This window comes from Pseudomonas sp. TE12508, assembly GCF_056279485.1.
In genome coordinates, this window is record NZ_JBWCCN010000006.1 from 46,578 (window position 1) to 60,930 (window position 14,353).

Below are 14,353 nucleotides of genomic sequence, written 5' to 3' on the forward strand. Positions count from 1 at the left end.
TATGCCCCGGCGCTTATTCAAACGTTACATGCCAGACCCGACCAGCATCAGGGAACACAAATCCTTACGCTTTCTCGGCACCCTGCTGCATGACCCGAACCTCTGGCACCTCAATCGCCACTCTGTCGCACGGGCCATGGCGGTCGGTCTGTTCGCGGCGTTCCTGCCCATCCCGTTGCAGATGCTGTTGGCGGCCATCCTTGCCATTGTGGTACGCGGCAACATGCCGATTGCTGTCAGCCTGGTTTGGCTGACCAACCCGATCACCATGCCGGCGGTGTTCTTTTGCACTTACCAGACCGGCGCCTGGCTGATGGATGTCCCCGCCCGCAGCCTGCCGGATGAGTTGACCTGGGAATGGATCAGCGGCGAACTCTCGAGCCTGTGGCAACCGTTCTTGCTTGGTTCGGTGGTGACGGGGCTGGTGCTGGGTGCCCTCGCCTATTGCCTGGTGATGATGTATTGGCGCTGGTGGGTGAGTCGGCAGTGGAAGCGGCGTAAGCGTAGCCGGATGTAAGAATGCAAAACGGCCTCCGCTTGGGAGGCCGTTTTTTTGCGGTGTTTGTGCTGACGCCATCGCGAGCAGGCGACTCGATCTTCCTTAGGTACGCATCCCACGCCCACTCACCAGCAACCGCGCACAACCGATATACAGCACAACGGTCGCAATGAGCATGAAGGTGATCGCCACGCTGATCTTGATATCCGACACACCGAGGATGCCGTAACGGAAGGCGTTGACCATGTGCAGCACCGGGTTGGCCAGCGACACGGTTTGCCAGAACGGTGGCAGCAAGCTGATTGAGTAGAACACCCCGCCCAGGTAGGTCAACGGCGTCAGCACGAACGTCGGGATGATCGAAATGTCATCGAAGTTGCGCGCAAATACCGCGTTGATGAAACCCAGCAGCGAGAAAATCGTCGCCGTCAGCACCACCACCAGAACGGTGACGCCCAGGTGATGCACCTGCAATTGAGTGAAGAACAACGACAGCAGGGTCACGATGATCCCGACCATCAACCCGCGCAGCACGCCGCCCAAGGTGTAGCCAATCAGAATCGTATGCGGCGACACCGGCGACACCATCAATTCTTCGATGGAACGCTGGAATTTGCTGCCAAAGAAACTCGACACCACGTTGCCGTAGGAGTTGGTGATCACCGACATCATGATCAGCCCCGGCACGATGTACTCCATGTAGGTGAAACCACCCATGTCGCCGATCTGCCGACCGATCAGGTTGCCGAAAATCACGAAGTACAAAACCATGGTGATTGCCGGCGGCAGCAGGGTCTGCGGCCAGATCCGGGTGAAACGCTTGACCTCACGGTAGACGATGGTATTGAGGGCAACGAGGTTAGGTTGCAGCTCGGAACTCATACCGCCACCTTCGACAGATTCTTCTCCACCAGGGACACAAACAACTCCTCGAGGCGATTGGTTTTGTTACGCAGGCTCAACACTTCGATGTTCTGCTGCGCCAATTGGGTGAACAGCGCGGTAATGCCCATGGCCTTGTCGACCTGGACTTCCAGGGTATGACTGTCGATCAGTTTGGCCGGGTAACCGAGCAATTGCGGAGCCACTTGCAAGGTGTTCTTCATATCCAGCAGGAAGGTTTCGACATGCAGCTGGCTGAGCAACTGCTTCATGCTGGTGTTCTCGACAATGGTGCCGTGGTCGATGATGCCGATGTTGCGGCACAACTGCTCAGCCTCTTCCAGATAGTGGGTGGTGAGGATGATGGTGATGCCTTTCTTGTTCAGCTCGGTGAGGAAAGTCCACATCGAGCGACGCAATTCGATGTCCACCCCCGCCGTCGGTTCATCGAGAATCAGCAGGCGCGGTTCGTGAACCAGCGCTCGGGCGATCATCAGTCGGCGCTTCATGCCGCCGGACAGGGAGCGCGACGGCACATCGCGCTTGTCCCACAGGCCCAGTTGGGTCAGGTACTGCTCGGCGCGTTCCTTGGCGATTTTCGCCGGGATGCCGTAGTAACCGGCCTGGGTCACGACAATGTCGAACGTCTTTTCGAACTGGTTGAAATTGAATTCCTGGGGCACCACACCAATGGAGCGCTTGAGTTGCGCAGGATTCTTGTCCAGGTCGTGACCGAAGATATTCACCGTGCCGCTGGTCTTGTTCACCAGGGTTGAAAGAATGCCGATGGTCGTGGATTTGCCGGCGCCGTTGGGGCCGAGCAAGGCGAAAAAGTCACCTTCGGCGACGTCCAGATCGATACCACTCAAGGCCTGGAAACCGTTGCCGTAGGTTTTGGTTAGCTGCCGGATGGACAGAGCGGAACTCATATCGGATTACGCACCAAGAAGGGAAGAAAGGAATAAATAAGGGCGGGCGGCGAGCAATGCAACCGCGGCGCACGAGCGCAATGGTGCTTGTCGCTGCCGCACAAGTACAGTCAAGTGTGTCGATAGTGAGTATTAAGTCAACGCGGTCATGACCGCCTTCTGATAGGCCGGACGCTGTTTCAGGCGCTCGTACCAGGCCTGCAAATGAGGCTGCGGCGCGCGCTCGATCGGCATCTCGAACCAGGCATAAATGAAACTGCCCAGGGGAATGTCGCCCATGCCGATCTCATCGCCCGACAGATACGGTTTGGCCGCCAGCGCTTGATCGGCCATCGACAGCAGATCGTCGCACTCCTTGATCGCAGCCTTGATGGCCGGCCAGTCCTGCTGGTCTTCCGGGGTGCGCAACACGCCCCAGAACACCGTGCGGAACGGGGCGGCAAAACTTGAGGTGGTCCAGTCCATCCACTTTTCGGCAGAGGCTCGGGCTTGCAGGTCTGTCGGATACCAGGCAGTACCGCTGGCATGACGGGCCATCAGGTAACGGACGATGGTGTTGGATTCCCACAGCACAAAACCGTCGTCGTCGATCACCGGCACGCGGCCGTTGGGATTCATCGCGCGGTACTCAGGCGTGTCGACTACACCAAAGGCGCCGCCGGCATCGATGGCTTCATAGGCCAGGCCCAGTTCTTCGGCCGCCCACAACGGCTTCCTGACATTCGACGAATTTTTCCGACCCCAGATCTTCAGCATGACCGCCCCTTTTTGGATGAATGCGCAGGCAGCATACGCCGGATCAGGCGCGACTCAAATCGCTCTGCATGTCCCCCAGTAGCACCGGCAGCTGCTCGCCAAACAGATGCGGATAGCACTTTTCCAGGTGTTCGAAAAAGAACGCTTCAGGCACATCGGTGAACTGGCCGTGATCGATCAGATATTCCATCAACTGCTCGCCGTCACGGTTGAAGGGGTGGAACACGCTGTCGTTGATCCCGTCGAACTCCAGCGGCGCGACATTGAACAGTTCGCAGAGTTGTTGATTGAAAGCCGGTGTGGCTTTGACCCAACGATCGTTCAGATACAACTCGGTGTAGCCGTGCATGGCGAACACATCGCTTTTGAGCAACTCGAGCAGACGCGGCGTCGACAAATGATTACGCACATCTGCCAGACCGATACGCGCCGGGATCCCGCAATGCCGGGCTGCACCTGCCAACAGCGTGGCTTTGGGCACGCAATAACTCTCCCCCGCCGCCAGCGCATAGCTGCCGCGCAAGGTTTCTGGATCGCGGCTGAAGGTGTAAGGGTTGTAGCGTACGGCCTCGCGCACTGCGTAATAGAGATTGATCGCCTGTTCGAGCGGATCGCGCCCGGCGCCACGATGTTTTTCGGCGAACTCCATCACCGAGGGATGGTCACTGTCGATGAAGCGGCCGGGGCTCAGATACGCATGCATGGCAACAATCTCCAGGGGGAAGCCACGAGTCTAGCGACACCTTCAGCACAGAGATAACGACGTTTCGGCCAAATATCAGCGTTTACCGCGCTGTCGATAACAGCGCTTAACCGTCCGCCCTCGAAATAACTGACGAATTTCAGCCGTTGCTTCCTACACGCTCAGACTCATGCTCTGGCCCCCCACTTTTATGGATGCCGTCTAAGCTCTGAAAGTGGTTTTGCCCCTGGCTTCATGGAGAATTGAATATGTTGCTGTTGTGGATACTGGTTCTGGTGGTCGGGATTGCCTACCTGGCACATCGCCGCACTGCGCCTCTGCCCGCCTTGGGCATCATCGCTGTCTATCTGCTGGCGATGGGCATCTTCAGCCATGCCCCCGTCTGGCTCATGCTGATTTTCTGGGTGATGCTCGCGGCCGTGACCGCTTTCCTGTTGCTGCCGGATCTGCGCCGAAAACTCTTCACTGCGCCAATATTCGGCTGGTTTCAAAAAAACCTGCCGCCGATGTCGCAAACCGAACGTGAAGCCATTGAAGCTGGCACGGTCTGGTGGGACGGCGAGCTGTTCAGCGGGCGCCCGGACTGGAACAAGCTGCTGGCTTATCCAAAAGCGCAACTGAGCGAAGAGGAACAAGCGTTCATCGATGGCCCGACCGAAGAGCTCTGCGCCATGGTCAGCGATTGGCAGATCGGCCAGTTGCTGGATCTGCCGCCCAAGGCTTGGGATCACATCAAACAACATGGCTTTTTTGCCCTGATCATCCCCAAGGAATATGGTGGCAAAGGCTTCTCGGCTTATGCCCACTCCCAAGTGGCGATGAAACTGGCCACCCGCAGCGGCGACCTGGCATCGACCGTCATGGTGCCCAATTCCCTCGGCCCGGCGGAACTGCTGCTGCATTACGGCACCGACGAACAACGCAATCATTACCTGCCACGGCTGGCCCGCGGCGACGATATTCCCTGCTTTGCCCTGACAGGCCCGATGGCGGGCTCCAACGTCGGCGGGATGACCGACACCGGGGTGATCTGCAAAGGTGAATGGGAAGGCAAGGAAACCCTCGGCTTGCGTCTGAACTGGGAAAAACGCTACATCACCCTCGGCCCGGTTGCGACCTTGATCGGCCTGGCGTTCAAGGCTTATGACCCGGATCATCTACTGGGCGACAGAGTCGACCTGGGGATCAGCCTCGCCTTGATTCCAACCCAGACCCCCGGTGTAGAAATCGGTCGGCGTCACCTGCCGCTGGGCGCCTCATTCATGAACGGCCCGAACTCCGGCAAGGATGTATTCGTACCGCTGGAATTCATCATTGGCGGTCAGGAGATGCTCGGCGAGGGCTGGATGATGCTGATGAACTGCCTGTCGGTCGGGCGTTCCATTTCGCTGCCTGCCATCGGTACCGCTGCGGGCAAGTTCACCAGTCTGGTGACGGGCCAATACGCGCAGGTTCGCGAACAATTCAACGCACCACTGTCAGCCTTCGAAGGGATTCAGGAAGCACTGGCGCGGATCGGCGGTAGTACCTGGCTGATGGACAGCGCACGGATGCTCACCGCCAACGCGGTCGATCTCGGCGAAAAGCCGTCGGTACCTTCGGCCATTATCAAATACCACCTCTCCGAACGCGGCCGCGAATGCATCAGCCACGCCATGGATGTTCACGGCGGCAGGGCCATCATCATGGGCCCGAACAACTACCTGGCGCGTAGCTGGCAAGGTGCGCCCATTTCCGTCACGGTCGAAGGTGCGAACATCCTCACACGCAATTTGATGATCTTCGGCCAGGGCGCTATTCGCTGCCATCCGTTCGTGCTCAAGGAAATGGCCCTCGCCCACCGCGAAGACAAACAACAGGCACTGATCGAGTTCGATGCACTGCTGCTCGACCACATTGGTTTTGCCGTGAGCAACGCCGCCAGCACGCTGGTGCTGAACCTCGGCCTCGGGCATTTCGAACACGTGCCCGGGGACAAGCTCAGCCAAGGCTATTTCCGTGCCCTCAACCGTCAAGCCGCGGCCTTTGCGCTGCTTGCAGACCTGAGCATGATGCTGCTGGGCGGCGAACTGAAACGCCGCGAACGGCTGTCCGCACGTCTGGGCGATGTACTCAGTTACCTGTATCTGGCCTCCGGCGCACTCAAGCGTTATCACGATCTCGATTCGCCGGAGCATATGCGTCCGCTATTCGCCTGGGCCATGGAAGAGAGCCTCGGCCAGTCCGAACGTGCGCTGGACGAACTGCTGACCAACTTCCCGAACAAGGTACTTGGATGCCTGCTACGGATGATGGTGTTCCCGTTCGGTCGTCGCCACAGAGGCCCGTCGGACAGGCTGGCGGCCGAAGTTGCAGCCGTCACTGGCCGCGCCAAGGGCGATCCAACCCTTGAGGAGTTACTGGGCGGCTGCTATCGCCCGCAATCGCCAGAGGATTCGGTCGGCGCCCTGCAGCACGCCTGCGACTTGTTGAACGCTGCCAAGCCGCTACAGAAAAAACTCAATACGGCACTGAAAAGTCGCCAGGTCAAACCCACTGTCGGAGAGTCTCCCATTGATGCCGCCCTGGAGGCTGGCGTCTTGCAACCGCTTGAAGCCCAGACCCTGCGCGAGGCAGAAGTGGCGCGACGCAAGGTGATCGATGTCGATGATTTCGATCCAAAGGAGTTGGTATTGGCCAAAGGCAAGGTCCGCTGATCCGGCGGACCCTGTGTCTTGCATGGGGCTCTTTAATATGTGAAAAGGGGCGCAGGAGCTTTATACTCCCGCGCCCGTTTTGCTCTTGAGGACTTATCTCGTGTCCAATGTCGTTGCCGATCATCTCGTCTTGCTCGACCACCTGCGCAGCATCCTGGTCGCCGTAGGTGAGGCCGAACAGGTTCCCGAAGAAAGCCATGCCTTGTTCCTGGAGCGCTTCGACGAACTGCGTGCATTGCTGCCGGTCGACCCGATCGAAAGCCAATACCTGGGCCAGGACATTCTGTGTCAGGTGATCACTCGCTATCCGCAAATCGCCCACCTGGTCCCGCGCGACCTGCTGTGGTACTTCGCCGGCGACTGCCTGCATTACATGCCCGATGATGAAATCGACCTGTACCAGGCCCTTGAAGAACGTCGCTTCGAAGCCGAACAGAACGACGAACCGTTCGACTGGAATCAGGAAAAACAGCTACTGGCGATGTCGAACCAGGACAGCAAGCACTGATTCCACTGTCAGCAAATGCAAAGGCCCGCATGGTTATTCATGCGGGCCTTTTTTTGTGGCATTGCCGAGTGATGTGGTGTTTGGGCTGCCGTCTTCGCGAGCAAGCCCGCTCCCACAATGGATTTCTGTCATACATAGAATTTGTGTCCACTGAAGATCAAATGTGGGAGCGGGCTTGCTCGCGAAGAGGCCCGTCAAAGCAACCCATCACTTTCGGGCAACTCATACTCTGCCGCGACCTTGCCCAACGCACCCGGTTTGCCCGGCCGGCTCAAGGTCGGTTCCTTCTCCAGGCACTCCACCAGGTAGTCGATAAATACCCGTAACTTGGGCGGTAGATAGCGGGTGGGCGAATGCAGCAGCCAGGCGCCTCCGTGGTAGGACGCCAGAAAAGTCCAGTCCGGCAATACCTGCACGATCAGCCCTTGTTCCAGCGCATAACGGGCGGTGAAGTACGGCAGGCTGCCGATTCCGATGTGTTGCAATACCGCGCCCAGTCGCACGCCCGTGTGATTGGCGGCATAACGTCCGCGCACGCCGACAGTCACGGCTTTGCTGCCTTTCTTGAATTTCCAGCGCGCATCGCTCGGGGTTTCGCCCAGATAGATACAGCTGTGGTTGAGCAAATCATGGGGATGAGTCGGGGTGCCGTGTTCGGCCAGGTACTGTGGCGTTGCACAGAGTAAATGATCAATGGTCAGCAACTGCCGCCCCACCAGCCCCGCGGGCGGGCGCTCGGTAATACGGATCGCCAGATCGACGTTGTCGTCGATCAAATCCACCTGACGGTCCTCGAGCAACAACTCCACATTCACTTTGGGATAGCGCCGCAGAAATTCGGGCATGTGCGGATGAATCACGAATCGCCCGACAGCCTTGGGCACGCTGACACGCACCAGCCCTTCCGCCTCATGGGTGAACTGACCGCTGATTTCCATCACCGACTTCGCCGCGCTGACCATCTCCTGGCAACGCTTGAACACCTCTTCGCCACCGTCACTCAGGCGCAGCTTGCGCGTGGTTCGCTGCAGCAGCCGCGTGGCGAGTGCCTTCTCCAGCCGCGAAATGCTGCGACTTACCGCCGAGGGTGAAGAACCTAATTGGCGTGCTGCTTCGGAGAAACTGCCAGTCTCGACAACCTTGACGAAAATCGCCATTTCACCGAGCAGCGGCAGGGGAAGATTTATGCTCACAGCGCAACAGTCCTTTGATGATTGAACGGATTATCACGCAATTCCACGGTTCATATAATAAAAATAGAATCTTTAATAAGAGCATGGAATATGACGCTTCGCCTCTTCTTCCATAGTGATGAGCTCAAGGCCAACGTGGAAGTCCTGGAATGCACACCCCAGGAGAACGAATTCGCTGTGGTGATGCGCGCCACACTGTTTCATCCTCAAGGCGGCGGGCAACCCTGGGATACCGGCTGGATCGGCGAAAGCCAGGTGCTGCGCGTGGTTCAGGATCCGGACCGGATCATCCATTTTGTCGACCACCCGGTAAAACTCGGCATGACCCAGATTCGGGTTGACGAGCAACGACGCCGGTTCAACACGCGCATGCATTCAGCGGGGCACCTGATCGGTCACTTCGTCCAGGCGATGGGCTGGATGCCGATCAAGGCTCATCACTGGCCCGATGAAGGACGTGTCCAGTTCAAGCCGGCTGATAGCGCGCAGGAGGTCGATGCGCAGACGATTCAGCACGGCATCAAGCAATGGATCGCCCATGACCTGCCGCGCCTGACGTCGTTGCGCGAAGGCGCCCGGGAAATCGGTTTCGGTGAACTGCCCGCCTACGGTTGCGGCGGCACCCATGTACGGAGCCTGAAGGATTTGGGCACGGTCACGATCGCTTCCCTTTCACAGAAAAAGGGAACGCTGTCAGTCCACTACAGCGTGGATTGAGCATTTGGGCGATGTCGGCCCCGTCATCGCCTGACGCCGGGGGAGTCTGCGTTCGCGGGCTCTGTTGACTATCGATAGATGGACCTAAAGACATGATGCTTGACGTCGAGCGTCTCGATGAGACGTGCATACAAAAACTGGCCAATGAAGAAGTCCTCGCCATCCGCGTCAAGGGCTTGTTGCCTGGGCCGCTGGCGATCCAGATCGGCGACAAGATCCTCGCCCCCGGCTTCGAAGGCTACATCAACGCGCCGAGTATCGGCCGCATTGGCATGGCGTTTTATGAAGCGGAAAACCAGCCGCTGTTGATCGAAGACTATTTCGAGCGCGCCACCAGCAATATCGCCGAGTTGCGCAGCCGTTGTGCGCCCTACTCCTCTCCTGTCGACACGCTGCGCTGCATGCTCGACGAGTCCTGGCCGGCGGGGGCGCACCTGGAAAATCTCTATGGCCGCAAGATGTATGTGGGCCTGTCCCGGGTCGTGAAGCCCGGCGTGTGCTTCCTCGCCCATCACGACATTTTCGCCAAGGATGCCCCGGACAGCTTCCAGGCCAAAAGCCTGGAAGCGCAGTTCGCCTGCAATGTTTACCTGAACATGCCGACCGAGGGCGGCGCATTGCAGATGTGGGACCACGACATTTCTCCGGACCAGTTCGATGAAATGCGTGGCGACAGTTACGGCATCGACCCGGCCTTGCTTGGCCCTCCGACCCTAGAGATTCGTCCTGAGCCGGGTGATTTCATCATGTTCAATTCGCGCTGCATGCACTCGGTGACCCCGGGTGTGGACGACCCGCGATTGAGCCTTTCGTTCTTTGTCGGCTATCGCGGCAATGCTTCACCCCTGACTTTCTGGAGCTGAGATGTTTTCGAATTACCTGGGCGAGTTTCTGGCGCTGGCAACGATCCACTTTCTGGCCGTGGTCGCCCCCGGACCGGACTTCGCCGTGACCATCCGCCAAAGCGTGCGTTTCGGCCGCTTAGTGGGTATTTGCACGGCGCTGGGCATCGGCGCGGGCATTTCCGTGCATGTGCTTTACACCTTGCTCGGCGTCGGCGCGCTGATGCACACCACGCCCTGGTTGTTGACGGTGGCCAAGGTTGTGGGGGGTGCCTACATTTTGTACCTCGGCGTGAGCCTGATACGCAGCAAACCCAAATCAGCGATTGAAGGCGACAAGGGTGCAGAGGCGTCAACTGAACGGCAGACCTTGTTCAGGGCCTTCAGCACGGGATTTCTGACCAATGCCACTAATCCCAAGGCCACGCTGTTTTTCCTGGCGATCTTCACGACCATCATCAGCGCCACGACACCACTGCAGATTCAGGCGCTATACGGGCTATGGATGTGTTTCGTGAACGCCTTGTGGTTCGTGATCGTGGCCCTGTTCTTTTCCAGCGCCCGGGTGCGGTTGCTGTTCATGCGCATGGGGCACTGGTTCGAACGAACCATGGGGGTGATCCTGATTCTGTTCGCTGGCCGGTTGATTCTGTCGATGTAAAACAAACGGCCCGCCAGTCTGGCTGGCGGGCCGTCGATATCATTTCTTGTTCGATAACCCAGACATTTACCAAAGCGCCAGGGTATAGCTGACGATCAAGCGATTCTCATCCAGATCATTGCCAAAGTTCGAACGCACCGACGCGTTGCGCCATTTAAAGCCCAAGCCTTTCAACGTACCGTCCTGCACCACGTAAGCGATATCGGTGTCGCGCTCCCATTCCTTGCCTTCACCCGCAGCACTGCGCTGCACGTTATCCCCCGAGATATAGCGGGTCATAAAGCTCAACCCCGGCACACCCAATGCGGCGAAGTTATAGTCGTAGCGCGTTTGCCAGGAGTGTTCGTCAACGTTGGCGAAGTCATTGATCTGCACGAAGTTGACCAGGTACGGATCGCTGCGTCCGATGTACGGAAACGGATCGTCGCCGCTCATGCGCTGGTAGCCGAAGCCCAGCGCGTGACCGCCGCGACTGTAGGTAAACATCGCACCGAGAGCCTGGTTGTCGAGGTCACGGAAGTTGCCATCTTCGATGCTGCGCGCATAGCGCACGTCGCTCTTGAGCGACTGACCGGCTCCCAGATCCAGCAGGTGGACCAATCCGAGGTAGTTTTGCTGGTAGATGTTTTCCAGCTTGCCGTAGCGGTACTGCGCTGTCAGGTTCGGCAGGAATTGATAGTCAGCCCCGGCGAACTGGAATTTGTCGCTTTGCCCGCCGATGCGATTGGCGGTCATGTCCTGATAGTCAGTGGAATCGACAAAGTTGATCTGCGTGAGTTGACCGGCGGTGAGCTTCAAACGGTCGATTTCCTGCACATTGACCAGGCCGCCTTTGAAAGTTGACGGCAACAGGCGAGTGTCGTTGGAGTTCACCACCGGATCCTTGATCTGCAACGTCCCCAGCTTCAGGGTGCTCTTGGACAAACGTACTTTGGCGGTCAGGCCCAACTCGCCATAGCGATCCTGCGAGCCACCCGACAAATCCGCCGGCAACAGATTGGTGCCCGCCGTGCCGCCGCCGGAGTCCAGTTTAAAACCGGCCATGCCCAGCGCATCCAGACCAAACCCCAGCGTGCCAGCGGTATACCCGGACTCCATTCGCAACAGAAAGCCCTGTGCCCATTCCTCGGCTTTGTCTCGCGAGCCGTCCTGGCGGAAATCGCGATTGAAGTAAAAGTTGCGGGCTTCCAGGCTGCCTTTACTGTCGGCAATGAAATCCGCCTGAGCGGCCGGTGCGCCGAGCAAACTCAAACCGAGCAATGTGCCGACCGGGAGGTACAACCGTTGGGTGGAAAGCGAATAGTTCATGCCTGCTCCTGTTACGGGCGCGAGCGAGCCCTCTCGGGGGCGTTGCGATCGCGGCCGATGTTTGTCGATTAGCAATGGATCAGCGACGTCTGGGCACAATGGCCCAGACGTGTCGGGGTTCAGGATTCGAGTTGTCGACCGCGGGTTTCCGGCAGGCTTAACGCGGCCAGAATCACCACGCCGTAGGCACCGGCAGCGAAGATTCCGATCCCCGTACCAATCGGCAACGTTTCGCTCAGCGCACCGATGAACAACGGAAACAGCGCCGCAATGGAACGCCCGGCGTTATAGCAAAAGCCCTGGCCCGAACCGCGCATGCGGGTCGGAAACAACTCGGTCAGAAAAGCGCCCATGCCGGCAAAAATGCCCGAAGCGAAGAAACCCAACGGAAAGCCCAGCCAGAGCATCCAGGTGTTGTCGATGGGCAGTTGGGTGTAGGCCAGAACGATCGCCATGGAGCCGACGGCAAACAGGATGAAGTTCTTCTTTCGGCCGATGGCATCGGTCAGCAATGCACTGGTCACATAGCCGATGTAGGAGCCGACGATCACCATCGCCAGATAGCCGCCAGTGCCGAGTACACTTAGGCCGCGTTCGGTTTTCAGGTAGGTCGGCAACCACGTGGTGATCGCGTAATAACCGCCCAGCGCGCCAGTGGTCAGCAACGAAGCGCGCAAGGTGGTACTGAGCATCCGAGGCGCGAAAATTTCGAAGAAGGCCCAACGCGAATCCTTTTCAGGCTTGGCCTTGCGCTCAATACAGGCCTGCTCGAAGGTGTCCGACTCCTTGACCAGTCGGCGGATCACCAATACGAATAGCGCTGGCACCAACCCGATCATGAACAGCGCCCGCCAGGCCTCTTCCGGCGGCAGAAAACTGAATAATCCGGCATAGAGCAATGCCGTCAGCCCCCACCCCAGCGCCCATCCGGCCTGCACCATGCCCACTGCCTTGCCGCGATCCTTGGAACGAATCACCTCGCCAATCAGCACCGCACCCGCAGTCCATTCGCCACCGAAACCAAAGCCCATCAAAGTCCGGGCCACCAGCAGTTGCTCGTAGTTCTGTGCCAGTCCGCAGAGGAAAGTGAAGAAGGCGAACCACAGCACCGTCAATTGCAAGGTGCGCACCCGACCGATGCGGTCGGACAGTATTCCGGCGATCCAGCCTCCCGCCGCCGAGGCCAGCAGCGTACAAGTGCCAATCATCCCGGCATCGCCCTTGGAGATGCCCCAGGTGGCGATCAGGGTCGGAATAACGAAACTCAGCATTTGTGTGTCCATGCCATCCAGGGCATAGCCGATCTTGCAACTCCAGAAGGTACGCTTTTCATTTTTCGACAGGGGGCCGTACCAACTGAACGGGCCGGTGCGGCCCGAACCTGAAAGCACGTGGTCAGTCATGGTCTTTTCCATGGGAGTTCCTGCGGCAGCAAGCGAAGATGACGGACACGCCTCATTATTTTTTTGTGAAGGCGTTGTCGTGGGGGGCAGACGCAGTGGCTGCGTCGTGGAGCGGATTCTTCGCGCCAAGGCCAAACTGCGTCAAACGGGAAAAAAACGAGGTTATGCATAAGAAAATTTGATACCCCCGGCGACGAACTCTGGAGTAACAATTACTGCACCCCCACCACGGTTCTCTGTGGAAAAACAGTGAACGCCCCCCCCACGAGAACCGCCATGAACCTCAAATTTCTCGAAACCTTCGTCTGGGTCGCCCGCCTGCAAAGCTTCAGCCTCACCGCCGAGAAAATGTTCAGCACTCAGGCCGCTATCTCTAGCCGGATTGCCTCGCTGGAAGAAGAGTTGGGCCTGCGTTTGTTTGTGCGCGATTCGCGCGGCGTGTCGCTGACGCTCGAAGGTCTCAAGGTGCTCGACTACGCCGAGCAGATGCTCGAGGTTCAGCGAGCGTTGAAACACTCACTGGATAACACCAACCCGCAACAGGGCCTGGTGCGCATCGGTGTGATGGATACGGTGATCCATACCTGGCTCAGCCCGTTGATGTCGACCTTGATGCAGACCTTCCCCGCCGTGGAAATCGAGATCACGGCCGACGCCGCACGCAATCTGTGCGATCAGCTGCAAAAGGGCTATCTGGACATCGTGTTCCAGACGGACCTGATCCGCCACGAAAGTGTGCGCAACCTCGAACTGGCGCACTACCCCATGCACTGGATCGCCGCCAGTAACTCAATCTATGCCCGCCCCTATGCCTCACTGGCCGAAATGGCCAGTGAGCGCATCATCACCTTCGTCAAAAACTCCCGGCCGCATCAGGATGTACTCAACCTGCTGCACGCCCACGGCATCAGCACGCCACGCGTCAGTTGCGTCAACTCAGTGTCGGCCATGACCCGGCTGATTCGTGACGGATTCGGTATTGGCGCCTTGCCGGCCGCGCTGGTGGCCAAGCCCTTGGCCAGCGGCGAGCTGATTCAGCTGGAACCGGGCACTCGCTTGCCGCAACTGGATGTCGTGGCTTCGTGGCGCGCCGGCGTCGGCCTGGAGTTGATCGAGAGCATCGTCGACATGAGCCGCCAGGTGGTCTCCCAATACGCTGCGGATGTCGGCCCGCTTCGAATGGTTCCGGCACCCGGTCTCAACAGCCGACGGTCCCTTGAATAACTTTTAGTTGTCGGGGGGTAACAACATTCCTG

At 58.6% G+C, this 14,353-nt stretch carries 14 protein-coding genes; 7 read left to right on the plus strand and 7 right to left on the minus strand.

Annotated elements, in window-relative coordinates:
- Position 1 precedes the first annotated feature (1 nt).
- Entirely contained in the window at positions 2–517 is a 516-nt protein-coding gene (locus tag ACZ9IM_RS09710) for a DUF2062 domain-containing protein (RefSeq protein WP_192343982.1), read from the plus strand.
- 84 nt (positions 518–601) lie between these two features.
- Here ACZ9IM_RS09710 and ACZ9IM_RS09715 read toward each other — a convergent pair whose 3' ends face one another.
- The 4 genes from ACZ9IM_RS09715 to ACZ9IM_RS09730 all read right to left on the minus strand — a co-directional run bounded on the left by ACZ9IM_RS09715 (position 602) and on the right by ACZ9IM_RS09730 (position 3,769).
- A complete protein-coding gene (locus ACZ9IM_RS09715) occupies positions 602–1,381 on the minus strand; it encodes an ABC transporter permease (protein WP_007905224.1) in 780 nt (259 codons plus the stop codon).
- Complete coding sequence (locus ACZ9IM_RS09720; protein ID WP_454187452.1) at positions 1,378–2,310, minus strand: ABC transporter ATP-binding protein; 933 nt, start codon at positions 2,308–2,310, stop codon at positions 1,378–1,380. The genes ACZ9IM_RS09715 and ACZ9IM_RS09720 overlap by 4 nt, the downstream gene beginning before the upstream one ends.
- 132 nt (positions 2,311–2,442) lie before the next feature.
- Positions 2,443–3,066: a glutathione S-transferase family protein gene (locus tag ACZ9IM_RS09725; protein ID WP_427627255.1), complete on the minus strand. Its 624-nt coding sequence runs from the start codon at positions 3,064–3,066 to the stop codon at positions 2,443–2,445.
- Between the two features lie 43 nt (positions 3,067–3,109).
- Positions 3,110–3,769 (minus strand): transglutaminase-like domain-containing protein, encoded by a 660-nt coding sequence (locus tag ACZ9IM_RS09730; RefSeq protein WP_427627253.1) that lies wholly within the window; start codon positions 3,767–3,769, stop codon positions 3,110–3,112.
- A 248-nt stretch (positions 3,770–4,017) separates the two neighbouring features.
- On the opposite strand from ACZ9IM_RS09730, the gene ACZ9IM_RS09735 reads away from it, so the two are divergent.
- Positions 4,018–6,465, plus strand: a complete 2,448-nt coding sequence (locus ACZ9IM_RS09735; protein WP_476223788.1) for an acyl-CoA dehydrogenase — start codon at positions 4,018–4,020, stop codon at positions 6,463–6,465.
- Between the two features lie 100 nt (positions 6,466–6,565).
- A complete protein-coding gene (locus ACZ9IM_RS09740; RefSeq protein WP_007905217.1) occupies positions 6,566–6,973 on the plus strand; it encodes a PA2817 family protein in 408 nt (135 codons plus the stop codon).
- A gap of 194 nt (positions 6,974–7,167) precedes the next feature.
- Here the strand turns inward: ACZ9IM_RS09740 and ACZ9IM_RS09745 are convergent, their stop codons facing one another.
- Positions 7,168–8,166: a LysR family transcriptional regulator gene (locus tag ACZ9IM_RS09745; protein ID WP_476223789.1), complete on the minus strand. Its 999-nt coding sequence runs from the start codon at positions 8,164–8,166 to the stop codon at positions 7,168–7,170.
- Between the two features lie 90 nt (positions 8,167–8,256).
- On the opposite strand from ACZ9IM_RS09745, the gene ACZ9IM_RS09750 reads away from it, so the two are divergent.
- The 3 genes from ACZ9IM_RS09750 to ACZ9IM_RS09760 all read left to right on the plus strand — a co-directional run bounded on the left by ACZ9IM_RS09750 (position 8,257) and on the right by ACZ9IM_RS09760 (position 10,386).
- Positions 8,257–8,883 (plus strand): alanyl-tRNA editing protein, encoded by a 627-nt coding sequence (locus tag ACZ9IM_RS09750; protein WP_476223790.1) that lies wholly within the window; start codon positions 8,257–8,259, stop codon positions 8,881–8,883.
- A gap of 92 nt (positions 8,884–8,975) precedes the next feature.
- Positions 8,976–9,746 carry a 2OG-Fe(II) oxygenase gene (locus ACZ9IM_RS09755; RefSeq protein WP_305446515.1) on the plus strand — a complete coding sequence of 257 codons (771 nt, stop codon included), beginning with the start codon at positions 8,976–8,978 and terminating at the stop codon, positions 9,744–9,746.
- A 1-nt stretch (position 9,747) separates the two neighbouring features.
- The gene (locus ACZ9IM_RS09760) at positions 9,748–10,386 is read left to right on the plus strand and encodes a LysE family translocator (protein ID WP_427627245.1); all 639 of its coding nucleotides are present in this window, start codon (positions 9,748–9,750) and stop codon (positions 10,384–10,386) included.
- A gap of 66 nt (positions 10,387–10,452) precedes the next feature.
- Here the strand turns inward: ACZ9IM_RS09760 and ACZ9IM_RS09765 are convergent, their stop codons facing one another.
- Together ACZ9IM_RS09765 and ACZ9IM_RS09770 are read right to left on the minus strand one after the other, a co-directional pair.
- The gene (locus ACZ9IM_RS09765; RefSeq protein WP_476223791.1) at positions 10,453–11,694 is read right to left on the minus strand and encodes an OprD family porin; all 1,242 of its coding nucleotides are present in this window, start codon (positions 11,692–11,694) and stop codon (positions 10,453–10,455) included.
- Positions 11,695–11,813: 119 nt separating this feature from the next.
- Complete coding sequence (locus ACZ9IM_RS09770; RefSeq protein WP_185022051.1) at positions 11,814–13,097, minus strand: MFS transporter; 1,284 nt, start codon at positions 13,095–13,097, stop codon at positions 11,814–11,816.
- Positions 13,098–13,373: 276 nt separating this feature from the next.
- On the opposite strand from ACZ9IM_RS09770, the gene ACZ9IM_RS09775 reads away from it, so the two are divergent.
- Positions 13,374–14,321, plus strand: coding sequence for a LysR family transcriptional regulator (locus ACZ9IM_RS09775; RefSeq protein ID WP_008070207.1), 948 nt, complete (start codon positions 13,374–13,376; stop codon positions 14,319–14,321).
- Positions 14,322–14,353 lie beyond the last annotated feature (32 nt).

Excerpts from the sequence above, each read along its gene's own strand:
- ACZ9IM_RS09725 (WP_427627255.1), bottom strand. The coding sequence starts at position 3,066 with ATGCTGAAGATCTGGGGTCGGAAAAATTCGTCGAATGTCAGGAAGCCG.
- ACZ9IM_RS09765 (WP_476223791.1), bottom strand. The coding sequence starts at position 11,694 with ATGAACTATTCGCTTTCCACCCAACGGTTGTACCTCCCGGTCGGCACA.
- ACZ9IM_RS09760 (WP_427627245.1), top strand. The coding sequence starts at position 9,748 with ATGTTTTCGAATTACCTGGGCGAGTTTCTGGCGCTGGCAACGATCCAC.
- ACZ9IM_RS09770 (WP_185022051.1), bottom strand. The coding sequence starts at position 13,097 with ATGACTGACCACGTGCTTTCAGGTTCGGGCCGCACCGGCCCGTTCAGT.
- ACZ9IM_RS09750 (WP_476223790.1), top strand. The coding sequence starts at position 8,257 with ATGACGCTTCGCCTCTTCTTCCATAGTGATGAGCTCAAGGCCAACGTG.
- ACZ9IM_RS09755 (WP_305446515.1), top strand. The coding sequence starts at position 8,976 with ATGATGCTTGACGTCGAGCGTCTCGATGAGACGTGCATACAAAAACTG.
- ACZ9IM_RS09720 (WP_454187452.1), bottom strand. The coding sequence starts at position 2,310 with ATGAGTTCCGCTCTGTCCATCCGGCAGCTAACCAAAACCTACGGCAAC.
- ACZ9IM_RS09775 (WP_008070207.1), top strand. The coding sequence starts at position 13,374 with ATGAACCTCAAATTTCTCGAAACCTTCGTCTGGGTCGCCCGCCTGCAA.
- ACZ9IM_RS09710 (WP_192343982.1), top strand. The coding sequence starts at position 2 with ATGCCCCGGCGCTTATTCAAACGTTACATGCCAGACCCGACCAGCATC.
- ACZ9IM_RS09730 (WP_427627253.1), bottom strand. The coding sequence starts at position 3,769 with ATGCATGCGTATCTGAGCCCCGGCCGCTTCATCGACAGTGACCATCCC.
- ACZ9IM_RS09715 (WP_007905224.1), bottom strand. The coding sequence starts at position 1,381 with ATGAGTTCCGAGCTGCAACCTAACCTCGTTGCCCTCAATACCATCGTC.
- ACZ9IM_RS09735 (WP_476223788.1), top strand. The coding sequence starts at position 4,018 with ATGTTGCTGTTGTGGATACTGGTTCTGGTGGTCGGGATTGCCTACCTG.